Source organism: Microbacterium sp. NPDC091382 (assembly GCF_044757025.1).
In the GTDB taxonomy this organism is placed as follows: Bacteria; Actinomycetota; Actinomycetes; order Actinomycetales; family Microbacteriaceae; genus Microbacterium.
Window position 1 is genome coordinate 1118713 of sequence record NZ_JBIVUD010000001.1, and the last position, 18236, is coordinate 1136948.

At 70.3% G+C, this 18236-nt stretch carries 15 protein-coding genes; 10 read left to right on the forward strand and 5 right to left on the reverse strand.

What is annotated here, in order from left to right:
* Positions 1-14: 14 nt before the first annotated feature.
* Positions 15-1355: an aspartate--tRNA(Asn) ligase gene (gene aspS / locus ACIQLK_RS05400; protein WP_400363264.1), complete on the reverse strand. Its 1341-nt coding sequence runs from the start codon at positions 1353-1355 to the stop codon at positions 15-17.
* 107 nt (positions 1356-1462) lie between these two features.
* On the opposite strand from aspS, the gene ACIQLK_RS05405 reads away from it, so the two are divergent.
* From ACIQLK_RS05405 to ACIQLK_RS05435, 7 genes are read left to right on the forward strand one after another with little or no spacing between them, the layout of a single operon-like run.
* Positions 1463-2149: a DedA family protein gene (locus tag ACIQLK_RS05405; RefSeq protein WP_400363265.1), complete on the forward strand. Its 687-nt coding sequence runs from the start codon at positions 1463-1465 to the stop codon at positions 2147-2149.
* A 60-nt stretch (positions 2150-2209) separates the two neighbouring features.
* Positions 2210-2839, forward strand: coding sequence for a histidine phosphatase family protein (locus ACIQLK_RS05410; protein WP_400363266.1), 630 nt, complete (start codon positions 2210-2212; stop codon positions 2837-2839).
* Positions 2836-3435: a TlpA family protein disulfide reductase gene (locus ACIQLK_RS05415; RefSeq protein ID WP_400363267.1), complete on the forward strand. Its 600-nt coding sequence runs from the start codon at positions 2836-2838 to the stop codon at positions 3433-3435. The genes ACIQLK_RS05410 and ACIQLK_RS05415 overlap by 4 nt, the downstream gene beginning before the upstream one ends.
* Positions 3432-4232, forward strand: a complete 801-nt coding sequence (locus ACIQLK_RS05420) for a cytochrome c biogenesis CcdA family protein (RefSeq protein WP_400363268.1) — start codon at positions 3432-3434, stop codon at positions 4230-4232. Before ACIQLK_RS05415 ends, ACIQLK_RS05420 begins: the two co-directional genes overlap by 4 nt.
* Positions 4213-5931 (forward strand): cytochrome c biogenesis protein ResB, encoded by a 1719-nt coding sequence (locus tag ACIQLK_RS05425; RefSeq protein WP_400363269.1) that lies wholly within the window; start codon positions 4213-4215, stop codon positions 5929-5931. Before ACIQLK_RS05420 ends, ACIQLK_RS05425 begins: the two co-directional genes overlap by 20 nt.
* 28 nt (positions 5932-5959) lie before the next feature.
* Positions 5960-6982, forward strand: coding sequence for a c-type cytochrome biogenesis protein CcsB (ccsB, locus tag ACIQLK_RS05430; RefSeq protein WP_400363270.1), 1023 nt, complete (start codon positions 5960-5962; stop codon positions 6980-6982).
* Between the two features lie 5 nt (positions 6983-6987).
* The gene (locus tag ACIQLK_RS05435) at positions 6988-7857 is read left to right on the forward strand and encodes a metal-dependent hydrolase (RefSeq protein WP_400363271.1); all 870 of its coding nucleotides are present in this window, start codon (positions 6988-6990) and stop codon (positions 7855-7857) included.
* Between the two features lie 48 nt (positions 7858-7905).
* Here ACIQLK_RS05435 and ACIQLK_RS05440 read toward each other — a convergent pair whose 3' ends face one another.
* Together ACIQLK_RS05440 and ACIQLK_RS05445 are read right to left on the reverse strand one after the other, a co-directional pair.
* Positions 7906-9957 (reverse strand): YhgE/Pip family protein, encoded by a 2052-nt coding sequence (locus ACIQLK_RS05440; RefSeq protein WP_400363272.1) that lies wholly within the window; start codon positions 9955-9957, stop codon positions 7906-7908.
* Positions 9954-12824 (reverse strand): MMPL family transporter, encoded by a 2871-nt coding sequence (locus tag ACIQLK_RS05445; protein WP_400363273.1) that lies wholly within the window; start codon positions 12822-12824, stop codon positions 9954-9956. The genes ACIQLK_RS05440 and ACIQLK_RS05445 overlap by 4 nt, the downstream gene beginning before the upstream one ends.
* Positions 12825-12931: 107 nt before the next feature.
* Here ACIQLK_RS05445 and ACIQLK_RS05450 point away from each other — a divergent pair, with 107 nt between their 5' ends.
* The gene (locus ACIQLK_RS05450) at positions 12932-13528 is read left to right on the forward strand and encodes a TetR/AcrR family transcriptional regulator (RefSeq protein ID WP_400363274.1); all 597 of its coding nucleotides are present in this window, start codon (positions 12932-12934) and stop codon (positions 13526-13528) included.
* A gap of 3 nt (positions 13529-13531) precedes the next feature.
* Here ACIQLK_RS05450 and ACIQLK_RS05455 read toward each other — a convergent pair whose 3' ends face one another.
* Together ACIQLK_RS05455 and ACIQLK_RS05460 are read right to left on the reverse strand one after the other, a co-directional pair.
* Positions 13532-14521: an o-succinylbenzoate synthase gene (locus ACIQLK_RS05455; protein WP_400363275.1), complete on the reverse strand. Its 990-nt coding sequence runs from the start codon at positions 14519-14521 to the stop codon at positions 13532-13534.
* A 55-nt stretch (positions 14522-14576) separates the two neighbouring features.
* The gene (locus tag ACIQLK_RS05460) at positions 14577-15389 is read right to left on the reverse strand and encodes a DUF1206 domain-containing protein (RefSeq protein ID WP_400363276.1); all 813 of its coding nucleotides are present in this window, start codon (positions 15387-15389) and stop codon (positions 14577-14579) included.
* A 75-nt stretch (positions 15390-15464) separates the two neighbouring features.
* Between ACIQLK_RS05460 and ACIQLK_RS05465 the strand changes: the two genes are divergently transcribed.
* Together ACIQLK_RS05465 and ACIQLK_RS05470 are read left to right on the forward strand one after the other, a co-directional pair.
* A complete protein-coding gene (locus ACIQLK_RS05465) occupies positions 15465-16484 on the forward strand; it encodes a LacI family DNA-binding transcriptional regulator (RefSeq protein ID WP_400363277.1) in 1020 nt (339 codons plus the stop codon).
* Positions 16485-16715: 231 nt separating this feature from the next.
* A complete protein-coding gene (locus ACIQLK_RS05470) occupies positions 16716-18227 on the forward strand; it encodes an alpha-N-arabinofuranosidase (protein ID WP_400363278.1) in 1512 nt (503 codons plus the stop codon).
* Positions 18228-18236 lie beyond the last annotated feature (9 nt).

Here is an 18236-nt window from a genome sequence, read left to right on the forward strand (position 1 = left end):
GACGGGGCGTCGTGTCAGGGGGCCAGGCGCGTGGGCCCGCGGAAGAGGTAGGTGACCTCGCGGATCGAGTCCTGCCCGAGCAGCAGCATCAGCACGCGGGCCAGGCCCATGCCGAAGCCGCCGTGCGGCGGGGCGCCGAAACGGAAGAAGTCGAGGTAGAAGTCGAGGTGCTCGGGGTCGAGGCCCTTCTCCTTCGCCTGCTCGATGAGGACGTCGACGCGATGCTCGCGCTGGGCGCCCGTGGTGATCTCGACACCGTTGAAGAGCAGGTCGTACGACTTGGTCAGCCCGGTCTCCTCGTCGCGCATGTGGTAGAACGCGCGGATCTCGGGGTGGTAGTCCGTGATGAAGACGAACTGGTGACCGTAGGTCTCCTGGACGTGAGCGGCGATCTGACGCTCGCCCTCGGGGTCGAGGTCGCCGTCGGTGCGGGGGATCTCGTAGCCGCGCGCGGCGACGATGTCGCGAGCCTCGGAGAGGGGGATGCGCGGGAACGGCAGCTCGGGGACGACCACGTCGATGTCGAAGAGGGCCTTGATCTCGTCGCCGTGCTTGTCTGCGACGGCGCGGATCGCGGTCTGGAGCAGCTCCTCCTGCATCCGGGCGACGTCCTCGTGCGAGTCGATCCAGCTGATCTCGGCGTCGATCGAGGTGAACTCGGTCGCGTGGCGCGAGGTGAACGACGGGTCGGCGCGGAACGCCGGGGCGATCTCGAAGATCTTGCCGAAGCCGGCGACCTGTGCCATCTGCTTGAAGAACTGCGGGCTCTGCGCGAGGTAGGCGGTCTTGTCCTCGAAGTAGGGCACTTCGAACAGCTCGGCGTTCGACTCCGACGGCGAGGCCATGAGCTTGGGGGAGTGGACCTCGATGTAGTCGCGCTCGACCCAGTAGGTGCGCATGGCGTGCTCGAGGGTGGTCTGGATGCGGAAGACGAGGTTGTTGCGGCGCTGACGCAGATCGATGAAACGCCAGTCCATGCGCTTGTCGAGCCCGGAATCCGCGGCGATGGGCGTCTCGGGCAGGGCAGCGGCGGCGATGTCGAGGCCGCCGATCTTGATCTCGACGCCGCCGAGCTTGACGCGCTCATCGTGCTTGAGCTCACCGGTGGCGGTCAGGAAGGTGCCGGTGGACAGGTTCGAGATCAGGTCCGTGAGCGCCAGGGCCGCGGCATCCTGCTCACTGCCGTCCTCGGCAGGACGCGTCGCCGGGTTCACCAGCTGCACCGCACCCGTCTCGTCGCGGAGGATGACGAACTGCACCTTCTTCTGATCACGGACGGTCTCGACCCATCCGGAGACCGAGACGGGACCGTCTTCACGGGACTGCAGCTGCTGGACGAGGGTGCGTTCACTCACGAGGGACGAGTCTACGCGGCACCCAGGTTGCGCGGATCGCGGCCCCGTAGGCTGGCGCGACGGGGGGCCCGGCCGGGCATCCGTCACCGAGCGCGAGAGAGCACCCGATGACCGTCATGAACACTGCCGCCACCTCCTCCGGAGACGGATCCTGGCTCTCGGCGCTCGCCGACTGGGTCGTCTCGCTGATGGACACCATCGGTCCGGCGGGTGCGGCCGTGGCCGTCGGCCTCGACAACCTCTTCCCGCCCATCCCGAGCGAAGTCGTGCTGCCGCTCGCGGGTCTCGCCGCGTCGCGCGGATCCTTCACACTGGCCGAGGCGATCGGCTGGACCACCTTCGGCTCGGTGTTCGGCGCGTACATCCTATATGTGCTGGGCCGCGTCCTCGGGGCCGATCGTCTGACGCGCATCGCCGAGAAGCTCCCGCTCATGAAGGGCGAGGACATCACCAAGACCGTCCGCTGGTTCGAGCGCCACGGGTCGATCGCGGTCTTCTTCGGGCGGATGGTGCCGCTGTTCCGAAGCCTCATCTCGATCCCGGCGGGGGTCTCGAAGATGCACTGGTGGAAGTTCGGGTTGCTCACGACCGCGGGCAGCCTGCTCTGGAACTCGATCTTCGTCTTGGCAGGCTTCTTCCTCGGCGAGAACTGGCACATCGTCGAGGAGTACGCCGGGGTGTTCCAGAACATCGTCATCGTGGTCGTCGTCGCCCTCGTCGCGTGGTTCCTGTTCGTCCGCATCCGCGCCGTCGTCCGGCATCGCCGCGAGTCGACGGAGGATGCCGCGGGCTGAGGCCCCGCTCGCAGATCGCGCTCAGGCCCCGCATAGGACCCCCTCACGTAGACTGAAGGGGTGCCTGCCGCCCGCCTCCATCTCGTGCGCCATGGGGAGGTCCACAACCCCGGTCGCGTGCTCTACGGGCGACTTCCGGGCTTCCACCTGAGCGACGGTGGTCGCGGCATGGCCCGCGCGGCCGCCGAGCACCTCAAGGCGCAGGGGCGCCCGGTCCGCTCGCTGGTCTCGTCACCGCTCGAGCGCGCACGGGAGTCCGCGGCTCCCATCGCGGAACTGTACGGGCTGACCCCGGTCATCGATGCCCGCGTCCTCGAGCCGACCAACGTCTTCGAGGGCAAGCGGATGCGGAGCGCACTGCGCAACCCGTTCAACTGGTGGCACCTGCGCACCCCCGCGCTGCCCAGCTGGGGCGAGGCCTACCTCGAGGTCGTCGAGCGCATGCAGGCGGCGATGCTCGACGCGTGGAACCGCACGCCCTCCGGGGATGCGGTCATCGTCTCGCATCAGCTCCCGATCTGGATCACGCACCTGTCGGTCGCGGGCCTTCCGCTCCGCCACGATCCGCGCCGTCGCCGCTGCGACCTGTCGAGCATCACGAGCTTCGAGCTCGAGGGCGATGTGTGGCGCGAGGTCGAGTACGCCGAGCCGGCCGCGACGTCCGGCGCCGTGGACGTGGGGGCCGTATGAGACGCCGCATCCTCGCCGCCCTCGCGGCGGTGACCCTCGTCGCCGGACTCGCCGCGTGCTCGAGCGAGAACGACAACCTGTCGGACCTGTATCGCGAAGGCAACACGCAGGGCTTCATCTCCAGCGACGGCCGCGTCGAGACGATCCCGGCCGCGCAGCGCGGCGAGGCCCTGTCCTTCACCGGCACCGACGTCGACGGGGCGAAGGTCTCGAGCACGGACTTCACCGGCGACGTGTTGGTCCTCAACTTCTGGTACGCCGCGTGCGGGCCGTGCCGGGCCGAGGCCCCCGTCCTCGAGCAGACCTATCAGGACACGAAGGGCGAGGGCGCTCACTTCCTGGGAGTCAACATCTACGACGGTCCCGAGCAGGCGACCTCGTTCGACGAGACGTACAAGATCACGTACCCGTCGATCCTCGCCCGGGGCGACGTCGACCTGAAGCTCGCGTTCGCCGACTGGACGTCGCTCCAGGCCGCCCCCACGACACTCGTCGTCGACCGGGAGGGCCGGGTGGCGGCCCGTCTGTTCGGCCAGCTGCCCGATGCCACGACGCTGCGCGACCTCGTCGACGACGCTCTCGCGGAGAAGGGATGAACCCCGGGTCGATCGTCGTGGGCGGGTCGCTGTGGATCGCGATCCCGATCGCAGCGCTCGCGGGGCTCGCCTCGTTCCTCTCGCCCTGCGTGCTCCCGCTCGTTCCCGGCTACCTCGGCTTCCTGGGCGGCGCCGTCGCGCCGCGCGAGCCGAGGACGTCGAAGGATGCCGGCGGTGTCGGCGGTGGCACGCGCACCGCGATTGGCGCGGAGGCTCCCCCTCGTGGTCGCCTGCTCCTGGGTGTCGCCCTGTTCATCGCCGGGTTCACGGCCGTCTTCCTGACCTTCGGGGTCTTCACCGGGGTGCTGGGCCGGGTGTACATCGAGTACCAGGACCTCATCACGCGGGTTCTCGGTCTCATCGTCATCGCCCTCGGCCTCGTCTTCATCGGTGTCTTCGGCTTCGCGCAGAAGATCTACCGGCCGCAGCTGAAGCAGAACGCCGGCCTCATCGGTGCTCCGCTTCTGGGCGTCGCGATGGGCGTGGGCTGGGCGCCGTGCATCGGCCCCACCTACGCGGCGATCCTCTCGATGGCCTACAGTCAGGCCGACCCGCTTCGCGCGGGCGTGCTCGCCCTGGCGTACTCCTTGGGCCTCGGCATCCCGTTCGTCCTCCTCGCCCTCGGCGCAGGCTGGGCGACCCGCTCGGTCGCCTTCGTGCGTCGACACATCCGGGTCGTGAACATCGTGGGCGGCGCGCTCCTGATCGCGCTCGGCGCTCTGATGGTCACCGGGGTGTGGACCTCTCTCATGTCCGCGTTCCAGGGGGTGGTCTCCGGTGTCCCGACGTTCCTCTGACGACGCGCAGACGGTCGACGGACCGCTGCGACCGAGCGACCACCTCGACAAGACCGGCGACGACGAGCCCGTCTTCTCGGGTGCCCAGCCGGCGCTGGGCGTCGTCGGGTGGCTTCGTTGGGGGTGGCGCCAGCTCACGAGCATGCGGACGGCCCTCGTGCTGCTCCTGCTCCTCGCGATCGCGGCGATCCCCGGATCGCTCGTGCCGCAGCGCAGCGCCGACCCGAACGGCGTCTCGCAGTGGCGGGTCACGAACCCCGATCTGTACCCCACGTTCGACGCGTTCCAGCTCTTCGACGTCTATACGTCGGTGTGGTTCTCGGCCATCTACATCCTCCTGTTCATCTCGCTGATCGGCTGCGTCCTGCCGCGGACCAAGCACCACTGGAAGGCGCTGCGCGCCCGTCCGCCGCGGACGCCGGCCCGCCTGTCGCGGCTGTCGGACCACGCGGAGACGACCATCGCGGTGCCGGCGGGGGAGGATGCCGACGGTCACGCGGCGCACGCGGTCGACCTCGCCGAGGCGCAGCTGCGCTCCGCCCGGTACCGCGTCGAGCGCTACGACCGGAACGGCGTCGCCTCCGTGTCGGCCGAGCGCGGCTACCTCCGCGAGACGGGGAACCTGCTCTTCCACGGCGCGCTCGTCGGCGTCCTCATCTCGGTGGGGATCGGCGGCGGGTTCACCTACACCGGTCAGACCGTCATCACCGAGGGCGACGGATTCGTGAACTCGCTCGGCCTCGGCTACACGTCCTTCAATCCGGGACGCTTCGTCGACACCGAGGCGCTGACGCCGTACTCGATCACCCTCGACCGCTTCGACGTCACCTACGCTCCGCCGTCGGGACAGGCCGGTGGCTTCGAGGCCCATGTCACGACCCGCTTCCCCGGGCAGAAGGCCGAGGACCAGGTGATCGAGGTGAACCACCCGATCACGATGGCGGGCGACCGGGTCTACCTGATGGGCAACGGATACGCCCCGACGATCACGGTGCGCAACGGCAAGGGCGACGTCGTGTTCAGCGAGTCGGTCCCGTTCCTGCCGCAGAGCCCCACGATGACCTCGCAGGGCGTCGTGAAGATCCCCGACACGGGGGGCGAGCAGCTCGGTCTCGTGGGCTTCTTCTACCCGACGGTCGCACAGCTCCCGAGCGGTGCCCTGACCTCTCGCTACGGAGACCTGCTCGACCCGCGCCTCACCTTCTTCGTCTACGAGGGCGACCTCGGGATAGATGACGGCACCCCGCGCTCGGTCTATGCGCTCGACACCGACGGCATGACCGAGATCGCCGGCCGAAACGCACCGTCTCCGTCGTTGGAGCTCTCGCCGGGGCAGACCGTCGACCTTCCGGGGGGACGCGGCACGGTCACCTTCGAGGACGAGACGCGCACCGGCGCACCGGAGTCCGTCAAGCGCTACGTCTCACTGTCGATCCACAACGACTCGAGCGCCACCTGGGTGCTGGTGTTCGCGGTTCTGGCGATGCTGGGCCTGTTCACCGCGCTGTTCGTCCCGCGTCGCCGCATGTGGGTCAAGGCGACGCCCGAGGGCGACCACGTGCGCCTCGAGTACGCGGGCCTCGCGCGCGGTGAGGACCCCGCGATCGGCGTCGCGGTGGCCGACCTCGCGAAGCGGCACGCAAGCGCGCTGGGCGAGCCTGCGGCATCCGCCCCCGCTCCCGCAGCGAACGTAAACTGAACTCACCGATCTCCTCCGGAGGACCTCCATGTCGTTCGATGACATCTCCGTGCTGCTGCTGTGGACCGCGATCGCGATCTACACGCTCGGCTTCCTCGCCTTCACCGTCGACCTCGCTCGTCGCTCCGAGCTCGCCATCAAGGCGCAGGACGCCAAGACGCAGGCGCGCACGCTCGTCGCCGCCGGCGGCGGGCAGACCATCGAGGACATCCGTGCGGAGGAGGCGGCGGCGAAGGTCGCCCTCGAGGCCGCTCCGTCCCAGCGCGGTCGGTACCTGTTCGCGCGACTCGGCGTCGTGCTCACGACCATCGCGTTCCTCTTCCACGTGGGAGCCGACGTCACGCGCGGGATCGCGGCGGGCCGCGTTCCCTGGTCGAACAACTACGAGTTCGCCCTCACCGGCACGATGCTCGTCGTGATGGTCTTCCTCACCGTGCTGGTCAAGTACGACCTGCGCTTCCTCGGTGCGTTCATCAACGGACTCATCGTCGTCCTCCTCGGCGGAGCAGCGCTGGCGTATTACGTCGAGGTCGTGCCGCTGTCCGATCCGCTGAAGAGCGTCTGGCTCGTCATCCACGTGTTCGTCGCCTCGCTCGCCTCGGCGTTCTACGCGCTCGCGTTCGCGCTGTCGGTCGTGCAGCTGCTGCAGTCCCGACGGGAGCGCCGCGCGCTGGCCGCGGTGGGAACGGATGCCGCTCCCCGCACGCGTCTGCCGTTCCTGCGGACGCTGCCCAGCGCCGAGGTCCTCGAGTCACTCGCCTACCGCTTCGCGATCATCGGCTTCGTGCTGTGGACCTTCACCCTGATCGCCGGCGCCATCTGGGCGAACGACGCGTGGGGCCGCTACTGGGGCTTCGACACGAAGGAAGTGTGGACGTTCGTGATCTGGGTGGTCTACGCCGGCTACATCCACGCCCGGGCGACCCGCGGGTGGCGCGGGACGCGCTCGGCCTGGCTGTCGATCGTCGGCTTCACCGCCGTGCTGTTCAACTTCACGATCGTGAATCAGTTCTTCCAGGGTCTGCACTCGTACAGCGGCCTGTCCAGCTGAATACCGTGGCGCAGCTCCCCGCGACCGTCGTGACCTACCCTGATGGGGAGGTCGCAGGGACGGCGACCGTGGTCCGCACCGTGCCGCTCGAGGGCGGCCGGACGGGCGTGCTGCTCGATCGCACCCCGTTCCACCCCGTCGACACCGCGTGGCCGGACCAGCCCGCCGATGTCGGCGTGCTGCGCACCGCAGACGGGGAGGTCCCGGTGGTCACCACCCTGACCGGGGGAGCCCACGAGGGCGATCTCGTCGTCGGCGCGGACCTGCCGGTGCGCATGGGAACCGTGGGGTGGACCTTCGTCGTCGTGCATGTCGTCGACGGTCCGCCGCCCGCCGTCGGGGAGAACGTCGAAGCGCACGTCGACGCCGACCTTCGCCGTGGCCTGTCCGCCGGGCACACCGCCTGCCATCTGGCATCCCTCGCCCTCGACGCCGCGCTCGCGGACGCCTGGACGAAAGAGGTGCCGACGGATGCCGCCGGGCACCCCGCGTTCGACATGCTCGCGATCCAGACGTCCCGCATCACGCCGTACGGCTCGGTCGACGTCTACCGCGTCGGCAAATCGCTGCGGAAGAAAGGGTTCGACCCGGGCTCTCTCGACGACCTGGGGGCCCTCGAGACGCGCATCGAGACGACGCTGGCGCGTTGGGCGGGGTCGGCGGGCGCCATCGGCATCCATCGCGACGACCACACGCTCGCCGGTCGCCGATCGTGGCGCTGCGAGCTGCCCGAGGGCGTCGTCGAGCTGCCGTGCGGCGGGACGCACCTCACGTCCCTCGCGCGGATCGAGCGACTGACGGTCGCCGTCGAGGCGAGCGAGGTGCCCGGCGGCATCCAGCTCACGATGACGACGTCGATCAATCTCACCGGCTGACCCCGCCGCACGGGCGCGCCGCACGGGCGCGCCCGCACCGCCGCGGGGTCAGGCCGGCTGCGTGAGCACGGCCCGGGCCGAGGTCGAGCGGTGCCGTGCGACGGCGAGGATGCCGGCGCCCACGGCGAGGAGCGTCCAGAGCACGAGGCCGACGGCTGCGGTCGCGCCGCCCCCGGCATCCGTCAGCGCCGCGAGCATCGAGGTGTAGGCCGGTGCCGTGGGCAGGAGGCCGGCGACATCGAGCAGGGTGCCCGGCACGGTGGAGACGATCCCGGTCGCCAGGGCCATCACACCGACGAGCACCGAGATCCAGCGGCCGACGCCCCCGAACAGCGCCACCAGCGCGTGGTTGACGGCGGCGAACGCGACACCGGCGAGCACGCACATGGCCGCGAAAAGCCACCACTTGTCGGCGTCGTACCCGGCCGCGAGCTGGACGACCGTGGCCACGAGAACGCCCTGCAATGCGCCGATCACGGCGCCCGGTGCGAGCGCACGGAGCGCGAGGGCGGCCGAGGATCGGCGCGATGACAGTGCCGTCCGCGGGACCGCGCGCAGCACCACGAATGATGCGAGGCCGCCGAACCAGAGCGCGAGGGCGGCCAGCAGCGGCACGGCCGATGCGCCGAACAGCGACGTGTTCGCGCCGTCGGCCACCACCGGCTCGGCGACGATCGAGGCGAGGTCCTTCGCCTCGTTCTTCGTGTACGACGGGATTCCGTCCACTGCCTTGTCGAGTCCGCCGGCGAGGTCGTCCGTGCCGGTGGCGAGCTTGCCCACACCGGTCGAGAGTTCTCCGGCACCGCTCGCGAGCGCGTCGACACCGGCCGCGAGCTCATCACCGCCGTCGGCGGCGGAGCCCGCCCCTGTCGCGAGCGCCCGGGCGCCGGTCGAGAGCTGGCCCGCGCCGGACGAAAGCTTGTCAGCACCGTCCGCGAGCTGGCCCATGCCGCCGGCGAGCTTCTCGGCGGCGGCGGCCGAGGTGCGCAGCCCTTCGGTGAGACTCGGGCCGAAGTTCGCGAGCGCGTCGATGTTCTCGGCGAGCTTCTTCGAATCGCCGACAGTGGCCTGCAGGGCCGGGAGAGCGGACGTCGCGTCGGCCGCGGCATCCGTGAGTTGGTTGCAGAGCTCCGCACCGGCCTGCGCGGGATCGCATGCCTTCGCGGCGGCGGAGAGCGTGTCGACGATCCCGGTCACCGCTTCGCGGTTCTGCTCGCCGTCCGCAGTGAGTGCCTTGATGCCGTCCACGACGTCGGAGGGGATCGCCGGGATCGCCGAGGTCTGCTCGGCGGCCTGGCTCAGCCCGTCGGCGAGCTGCTGCGTTCCGGTGGCGATGGGACGCGCGCCGGCCGACCATTCCGAGAGCCCCTTCGACGTGGCTGCGGCGCCGCCGGCGAGCTGATTCGCTCCGCTCTGCAGTTTGCGCAGGCCGTCGGCGAGCGAATACCCGCCGTCGGCGGCGCTCGAGGCGCCGTCCGCGAGCTTCGCGGCGCCGTCGGCCGCCCCCTTCGCGCCGTCGGCGAGCTGGGTCGCCCCGTCGGCCGCCTCGCCGAGCTGTTCGTTCAGGGTCGTGAAGCCGAGGAACACGTTCTCGAGGTAGCCGGTGGTGAGCTGCTGACCGAGGACGGATGCGGCGGTCGACGTCACCTGTGTCGTGATGGCGTCGTCGACGATTCGGGCGTCGGGTGAGGAGGTCAGCTCGATCGTGGCCCGCTCCGGGGTCTTCCCGGGAGCCGTGGAGGTCGCGGCCGCCGAGAAGTTCTTCGGGATGGTGACGATCGCGTCGTAGGTGCCGTCCTCGAGACCCTCCTTCGCGTCCGCCGTGTTGGAGATCGTCCAGGTGAGGTTGCTCTCGAGGTCCTTCGACCCTTCCACGAGCCCCGCGGTCAGCAGGCGCCCGAGCGGCGTCGTCTGCCCGTCCACCTCGACCGGCTCATCGTTGTTGACGATCGCGGTGTTCAGCGCATCGAGGCGCTCGGTGGGGTTGTACAGCGCTGCCACCAGGAGGCCGCCGATGACGGCGGGCAGCAGGAGCACGCCCAGGAGCGTGAGCCACGAGATGGGGCGCCGGGTCTGCGCGCGTTCGATGAAAAGAGTCATGAGGGTGTCACCTGTGTGGGGGTGTCGACGGTGCGGGGGGTGGAGGCGGCGAGCCGCAGGACGCCGGGGTCGGGTCGATAGGCATCGGTGAGGATGCCGCGCGCCGATTCCGCGTCGCGGGCAGAAGCGACGACCGTGAGCGCGCCCGCCTTCGCCGCGACAGCGTTGGTCGCGTCGCGCAGGAGCGCGGCGGCCTGGTCGCGGGCGGCGCCGGTGAGAGCGTCGAGGCCGATGATCACGACGAACCGCGTGCGACCGGCGAGGGCGCGGCGGAGGTCGGTGAGCGGAGCGTCGGCGCCGGCGAGATCGGCGACGGCCACATGGGCTCGTACCCACGCGGCACGGCCCGGGAGTAGGTGCCCCGACACGCGCAGCAGGCCGGCGGTCGGCGCGATGCGCCCCGCGACGGTGAGCAGGAACGCCCGGGAGGCGTGCGGGTCGGCGGCCGTCACGAGGAGTGTGCCGCCGTCCGCGACGCGTGCGCTCGCACCCGAGAAGAGGACGACGTCGGTGCCGGTCGACTCGGCGCGCACCTCGAGGTCTTCCGCAGCGAGCGCTCCGTTCCAATCGGGCTCGGGCCACTCAGCGTGGGCCCGCTCGTGCTCGACCGCCTCACCCTCGATGTCGACTTTCGGCAGGAGCCGCTCGAGCCAGCGCGGCATCCACCACGCCTTGTCACCCAGCAGGGCCATGACCGCGGGGGTCAGGGTCATGCGCACGAGGAAGGCGTCGACGGCGATGCCGACGGCGAGGCCCAGGGCGATCGGTTTGATCGAGCTGTCACCCTCGGGGACGAACGCGGCGAAGACGGCGAACATGATGACGGCCGCGGCTACCACGACGCGCGCCGAGGCGGTGAAGCCGGAACGGACGGCGGCGATCGCGGTCTCGCGGTTCGCGCGTCCGCCGCGGGCACGAACGGCGTGGACGAAGTCCTCGCGCATGCGCGAGACGAGGAAGACCTCGTAGTCCATCGCGAGTCCGAACAGCACACCCATGAGGATGATCGGCATGAAGCTGATCACCGGTCCCGTGCGGGTGACGTGCAGGAGGTCGGCGAGCCAGCCCCACTCGAACACTGCGGCGACGGCACCGAACGCGGCGAGGATCGACAGCAGGTAGCCGAGCGTCGCCTTGAGCGGCACCCAGATCGAGCGGAAGACGATCATCAGCAGGATGAACGACAGGCCGACGACGAAGATGCCGAAGGGCAGCAGGGCGGCGCCGAGCCGGTCGGACACGTCGATGCCGACGGCCGTGAAGCCGGTCACCTTGAGGTCGACGCCGTACTCCTTCTGCCACTCGTCGTGGTGAGAGCGCAGTTCGCGCACGAGATCGGCGGTCGCGGGGTCGTCCGGCGCCGTCGTCGGCACGATCTGGATGAGTCCCGTGTCGGCGGTCTCGTTGGGGGTGGCGAGGGCCACGCGCTCGACGCCGGGAATCGCCTCGACCTCCTTCTTGAGGTCGTCCATGAGTCCGAGCGGATCGGTCGACGTGACGATCGTGCCCGTCATGACGAGCGGCCCGTTCGAGCCGGCGCCGAAATAGTCCGCGTTCAGGTCGTAGGCCTGACGCGCCTGGCTCGACGGCGGCTGGACGCCCGCATTCGGCAGGGCGAGGTGCAGGTTCGCCGACGGGATAGCCATGACGCCGAGCCCGACGACGACGGCGACCGTCGCGATGATCGGATGCCGCGTCACGACCGTCACCCAGCGGTTGGGGCGAGCCGGCGGAACCGGACCGGCGACGGGCGCGGGCCCGTCCTCCGCGTCCTCGGCCGCGTCCGCGTCGGGCCCGCGGCGGCGGCGACGGGTCGAAACGCCGCGCTGCAGCATCCGTCCGCCCCAGCCGACGACGCGACCCTTCGCGAAGCCGAGCAGCGCCGGCGTCAGGCTGACGGCGACCGCGACCGCGACCGCGACGGCGACGGCGGCGGCGATGCCCATCGTGGAGAGGAACGGGATGCCGGCGATGCTGAGCCCGACCAGAGCGATCATGACCGTCACGCCGGCGAAGACGACGGCCGAGCCGGCCGTGCCGACGGCGCGGGCCGCGGACTCCTCGGGATCCATGCCGCCGCGCACCTGATCCTGATGTCGCGACACGATGAACAGCGCGTAGTCGATGCCGACGGCGAGACCCAGCATGACGGCGAGCATGGGCGTCGTCGACGAGATCGTGGTCACCGCCGTCGCGAGGAAGATGAGCGCGATCGCGAGGGCGACCCCGATGAGCGCGCTGACGAGCGGGAACCAGGCGACGGCGAACGAGCGGAACGTCACGATCAGGACGAACAGCGCCACGAGGACCCCGATGACCTCGACGATCGACAGCGCGGGGATGGATGCCGCGAACAGGTCACCGCCGAGGGCGGACTGCGCGCCGGCGGGGAGCGCGTCGTGGAAATCGGCAGCGGTCTTCTCGACCGCATCGATCGTCGTGTCGCTGACCTCCGTGGACGTGCCGTCGAACTGCATCTGCACGAGGGCCGCGCGGTCGTCGTCCGAGACGAGCCCGGTCACCATCTCGTCGAAAGGGGAGGTCGCCGACGTCACGCCATCGATGTCGCCGAGTTTCGTGACGAGCTCGTCGATCTCGCCGCGAAGGGGCTGGTCCGTCACCTTGTCGCCCTCCGGGGCGACGACGATGAGCTGCGCGCTCGCGCCGCTGGCCTGCGGGAACGTGCGGTTCAGCAGTTCGAGGCCCTGCTGGGCCTCTGTGCCGGGGATCGCGAAGGAGTTGTCGGTGCCCTTCATGAAGAGCGCGACGCCACCGCCGACGATTCCGAGCAGCAGGATCCAGGCGATGAGCACGCGCCACGAGTGGCGGTAGGCCCATCGGCCGAGCGTGAAGAGGATGGTGGACACAGGCGCTCCTGGATCAGAGTCGGACGGGTTCGATACAGCGCTGTATCCGATACACATGTGTATCGTAGACCCGCACGCGGGTGCCGAGTCTGAAGGATGGGTGTGAGATGGCGAGAAGTCGCGAGAACACGCGGGCTCGCCTGCTCGAAGCCGCACACGAGGTCTTCGCCGAGGTCGGGCTCGACGCGGCATCCGTCGAGACCATCTGCGAGCGCGCCGGCTTCACCCGCGGTGCGTTCTACTCCAACTTCGAGTCGAAGGACGAGCTCTTCCTCGCCCTCATCACGCAGCTGTCCGAGGACAAGCTCGATGAGGTCTCGGTGCGCGTGAAGCGACTCTCGGGCACCGAGGATCCGATCGACCTCGTGCGCCAGATCGCCGACATGTCGCTGGCCGAGCGGATGGAGCCCGAGCTGCTCAGCGAGGTGCGGACTCAGGCTCTTCGCGATCCGCGCCTGGCGGAGGCGTTCCTCGCCTGGCGCGCGCAGATGCTCGGCCGGGTCGAGACGATCATCCGCGAGGTGAGCGAGCTCCACGGGCTGCCGTTGCGGATGCCGGTCGCGGACGCGGCGGCGTTGCTTCTGGACGTCTCCGAGCAGTGCAGCGTGCAGTCCGCGCTCGAGCGGCTGACGGAGCGTCAGGCGAACAGGGCGATGCAGTCGCGGCTCGAGCAGATCGTGCCGTTGCTCATCGCGTCCTCCTGATCGCTACGACCTCGCCGACAGGAGCGCGTGGCACCGATCGAGTCGTTCGAGCCACCACCGCGTCCGCTCGGCCGACGCCGCGTGCGCGTCGAGCAGTGCGGCATCCACCCCCACCCGGCCGGTGGGGAGCATGCCGCCCTGCGGCCGCAGCGGCGCGTCGGTGACGTCTGCTGCGAGCAGTGACGCCGTCCCCAGTCCGCAGTCGTAATCGAGATCGGGGAGGGATGCCGCCAGGGCAACGCCCATCGCCAGGCCGACCGAGGTGTCGAGGGCGCTCGAGACGACGGCGGGGAGCCCGGCGTCGGCGACGACCGACAGGGCCCGCCGCACCCCGCCGAGCGGCTGCGCTTTGATCACCAGCAGATCCGCCGCCCCGGCCCTCGCGACGGCGATGGGGTCATCGGCCTTCCGAACGCTCTCGTCGGCGGCGATGGGGATGTCCAAGTAGCGGATGCGGGCGCGCAATTCGGCGAGCTCGGCCACGGTCGCGCAGGGCTGCTCGACGTACTCGAGGTCGAACTCGGCCAGGGCGTGGACGGCGTGCTCGGCCTCGTCGAGGTTCCAGCCGCCGTTCGCATCGATGCGGATGCGGCCCTCGGGGCCCATCGCCTCTCTGACGGCTCGCACGCGCGCGACATCCTCGGCGAGCACCTGACCGGCTTCGGCGACCTTCACCTTGGCCGTGCGGCATCCGTCGAAGCGGGCGAGGACCTCGGGAACGGATGCCGCGGCCACCGCCGGCACCGTCGCGTTCACCGGGATCGCGTCGCGGACGCCCGGGGGAGTCGGCTGCCAGCCGTACTCGATCGCGGCCGTCAGCCAGGCGGCGGACTCCACGTCGTCGTACTCCGTGAACGGGGAGAACTCGGTCCAGCCCTCGGGTCCTTCCAGGAGCATCGCCTCGCGGACATCGATGCCGCGGAACCGGGTGTGGAGGGGGAGCGACACGACGCGCGCCGTCGCGCGGAGATCGGTGAGCGAGGGCAGGGGCATGACCCCATCCTGGCCCGCCCGCGGACCGTTGCGCGGCAGGTGCGCCGATCGCACGTCAGAGCCGCGTGTAGCGGGCGCGGAAGAACGCGTAGACCCCGTACGCGATCCAGCCGAGGCCGATGACGACGAGGAGGATCTTGCCGGCGGGGAGCTCGGCGAACGACCGCAGCGCCCCGTCGAGTCCCGTGGACTTGTCGGGGTCGTTCGTCGCTGCGCCGACGATGAAGAGGATGCCGACGCCGGCGAAAGCCACGCCGCGGGCGATGTAGCCCACCGTTCCGAGGGTGCGCACGATCCGACCCGTCGAGCCGGAGGGGGTGGAGAGGTCGCGCTCGAAGCGGCGGGTCGCACCCTTGAAGACGAGGTACGCCGCGATGGCGATGACGACGATTCCGATCGCGACGACGAGGAAGACCCCGCCCGGGGTGGACATCAGATCGGCGGTGAGAGAGCGCGTCGACCCCGCCGAACTCGTGGACCCGCCGGCGGCGAAGGTCGCCGCAGAGAAGGCGATCACGAGGTAGACGACGCCCTTCGCGCCGTTCTTGACGATGTGCACGATGCGGTCCTTGCCGGAGTCGGCGCTCCGGTCGAGGACGGCGCTCAGCAGGTGCCATAGGCCGAGCGCGGCAAGACCGAGGGCCGCGGCCCAGAGCAGGAACACACCGCCCGGCGCCGCCGCGAGCTGGGCCAGTGCGCCGGACTGGTCCGCCTGCTCGCCGCCGGCCTGGCCGAACGCGAGGGCGATGGCGATGACGCCGACGATGATGTGCACCACTCCGCTGGCGGCGAAGCCTGCGCGTGCGAGGAGATGGACTGCTCTGCTGTTCTTCGCGCTGTGCGCCGCGCTGGTGGCCGAGGAGGTCATCCCGAGAGCGTAGTGAGGGCGGCGCGCATCCGCGCGGGGGTTGCGCGGACGGTACAGTGACGCCCGGGAGGGCGGATGACACCGACACTGCACGACGTCGCGCGGCTGGCGGGCGTGTCGATCAAGACCGTCTCGAACGTGGTCAACGGGCACCCGCACGTGCGTCCTTCGACGCGCGACGCCGTGGAGCGGGCCGTCGCGGAGCTGGGGTACACGCCGAACCTGACGGCGCGGAACCTGCGCAGCGGCCGCACGGGGGCCATCGCCCTCGCGGTTCCGGACCTCGCCCTCAGCTACTTCGCCGAGCTGGCCGGCATGGTCATCGCGCGCGCCGAGGAGCGCGGCGTCGTCGTCCTCGTCGAGCAGACCGGTGGCGAGCGGGAGCGCGAGCGCGAACTGCTGCGCAGTCCCCGTCTCGGCCTGACCGACGGTCTGATCCTGAGCCCGCTCGGTCTCGACGCGGCCGACCTCGCCGCGCGACCCGGTTCGTACCCGACGGTGCTCCTCGGCGAGCGGGTGTTCGACGCCCCTCTGGATCACGTCACCATGCGCAATGCCGAGGCGGCGCGGGCCGCGACCAGCCATCTGCTGGCGTCGGGGCGCCGCCGGGTCGCCGTGCTCGGCGCGCACGAGGGGGCCGCCGACGGTGCCGCGGGGCTGCGTCTGCAGGGGCACCGTGCTGCGCTCGCCGCCGCGGGTGTCCCCTTCGATCCTGCGCTCGTCGTGGCGACGCGTTTCTGGGACCGCTCGGGCGGTGCCGATGCCGTGCGCGACCTCGTCGCCCGGGGTGTTGAGTTCGACGCCGTCTTCGGGCTCAACGACACCCTCGCTCTGGGGGCGATCCGCGCCCTGCAGGAGGCGCGGCGGCGGGTGCCCGACGACGTCGCCGTCGTGGGATTCGACGACCTCGACGAAGCGCGCTACTCGATTCCCTCGCTCACGACGATCGATCCCGGCCGCCGATGGATCGCCCAGGCCGCCGTCGACTCGTTGCTCGAGCGGGTCGGCGGCGCATCGGTCGGTGACTCCCGGGTGCTGTCGGCCGAGTTCGTGCTGCGAGTGAGGGAGTCGGCACCGGGTCCGACGCGGGGCTGATCGCGGGCCTCGGCATCCGTCCCTGTTCGCGGATGGAAGGGATCCTGGGCGACATCCCGTGCACCGGGGGTCAGTACCGGCGTGTCGCGGCCGATTTATTGCATCCGCCACCGCATCTGCTTCCCGCCGCAGTCGACGCCCCGGCGTGCGGGCATGTCCGGGACCTTGACGCCCGGCATCCCGCTCGCCATCATGAATTACAACGTTTACCTTCCTCGGACAAGGACGCTCATGACCTCCGCACGCCTCATCGTCGACGCCGCATCGCCCATCGGGGAGGTCCGCCGCAAGATCTTCGGCGGGTTCGTCGAGCACCTCGGCCGGCACATCTACGACGGCATCTTCGAGCCCGGTCACGAGACGGCGGATGCCGAGGGTTTCCGCACCGACGTCATCGACCTCGTCAAGGAGCTCGGGGTCGACACGATCCGCTACCCCGGCGGCAACTTCGTGTCGGGATTCCGCTGGGAGGACTCGGTCGGCCCCGTCGCCGAGCGCCCGCGGCGACTCGACCTCGCCTGGCACTCGACCGAGACGAACGAGGTCGGTCTGCATGAGTTCTCATCGTGGCTCGACAAGGTCGGCAGCGACCTCATGATGGCGGTCAACCTCGGCACCCGCGGGACTCTCGAGGCGATCGACCTGCTCGAGTACTGCAACATCCGCTCGGGCACCGCGCTCAGCGACCAGCGCGTCGCCAACGGCGCGACGGACCCGTTCGGCATCCGCATGTGGTGCCTCGGCAACGAGATGGACGGTCCGTGGCAGCTCGGGCACCGCTCGGCCGAGGACTACGGCAAGCTCGCCTCGCGGACCGCGAAGGGGATGCGGCAGCTCGACCCGTCGATCCAGCTCGTGGTGTGCGGGTCGTCGGGCGCGACCATGCCGACGTTCGGCGAGTGGGAGCGCGTCGTCCTGACGCACACCTACGACGACGTCGACCTCATCTCGTGCCACGCGTACTACGAGGAGAAGGACGGCGACATCGACAGCTTCCTCGCTTCGGCCGTCGACATGGACCGCTTCATCGAGACCGTCGTCGCGACCGCGGATCACGTCGCAGCCGTGAAGCGGTCGCCCAAGAAGATCGACATCTCGTTCGACGAATGGAACGTCTGGTACCTGTCGCGGTGGGAGAACGTCGAGAAGATCGACGGCATCGACAACTGGCCCGTCGCGCCTCGCCTGCTCGAGGACGTGTACTCCGTGGTGGATGCCGTGGTCTTCGGCAGCCTCATGATCTCGCTGCTCAAGCACGCCGACCGTGTGGCGAGCGCCTCGCTCGCCCAGCTGGTCAACGTGATCGCGCCGATCATGACCGAGCCCGGCGGTCCCGCCTGGCGCCAGACGACGTTCTTCCCGTTCTCGCTCACGTCGCGCCTCGCGCAGGGAACGGCGATGCGCGTCCTGGTCGATGCTCCGTCGTACGAGACGGCCGTCTTCGGTGAGGTGCCCCTCGTCGACGCCGTCGCGACGCGCGACGAGGCGGCCGGTCAGAGCGCCGTCTTCCTCGTGAACCGCAGCACCACCGAGGCGATCGAGGTCACCGTCGACGTGTCGGGGCTCGGCGCCGGCTCCATCGTCGAGACGCACACGCTGTCGGACGATGACGTCTACGCGAAGAACACCCTCGCCGACCGCGAGCGCGTCGCCCCGCGGCCGAACGCGTCGGCCCGCGTCGAGGACGGAACCCTCACGATCACGCTCCCGCCGGTGTCGTGGACGGCGGTCGCGCTCGGCTGAGTCCTGGCG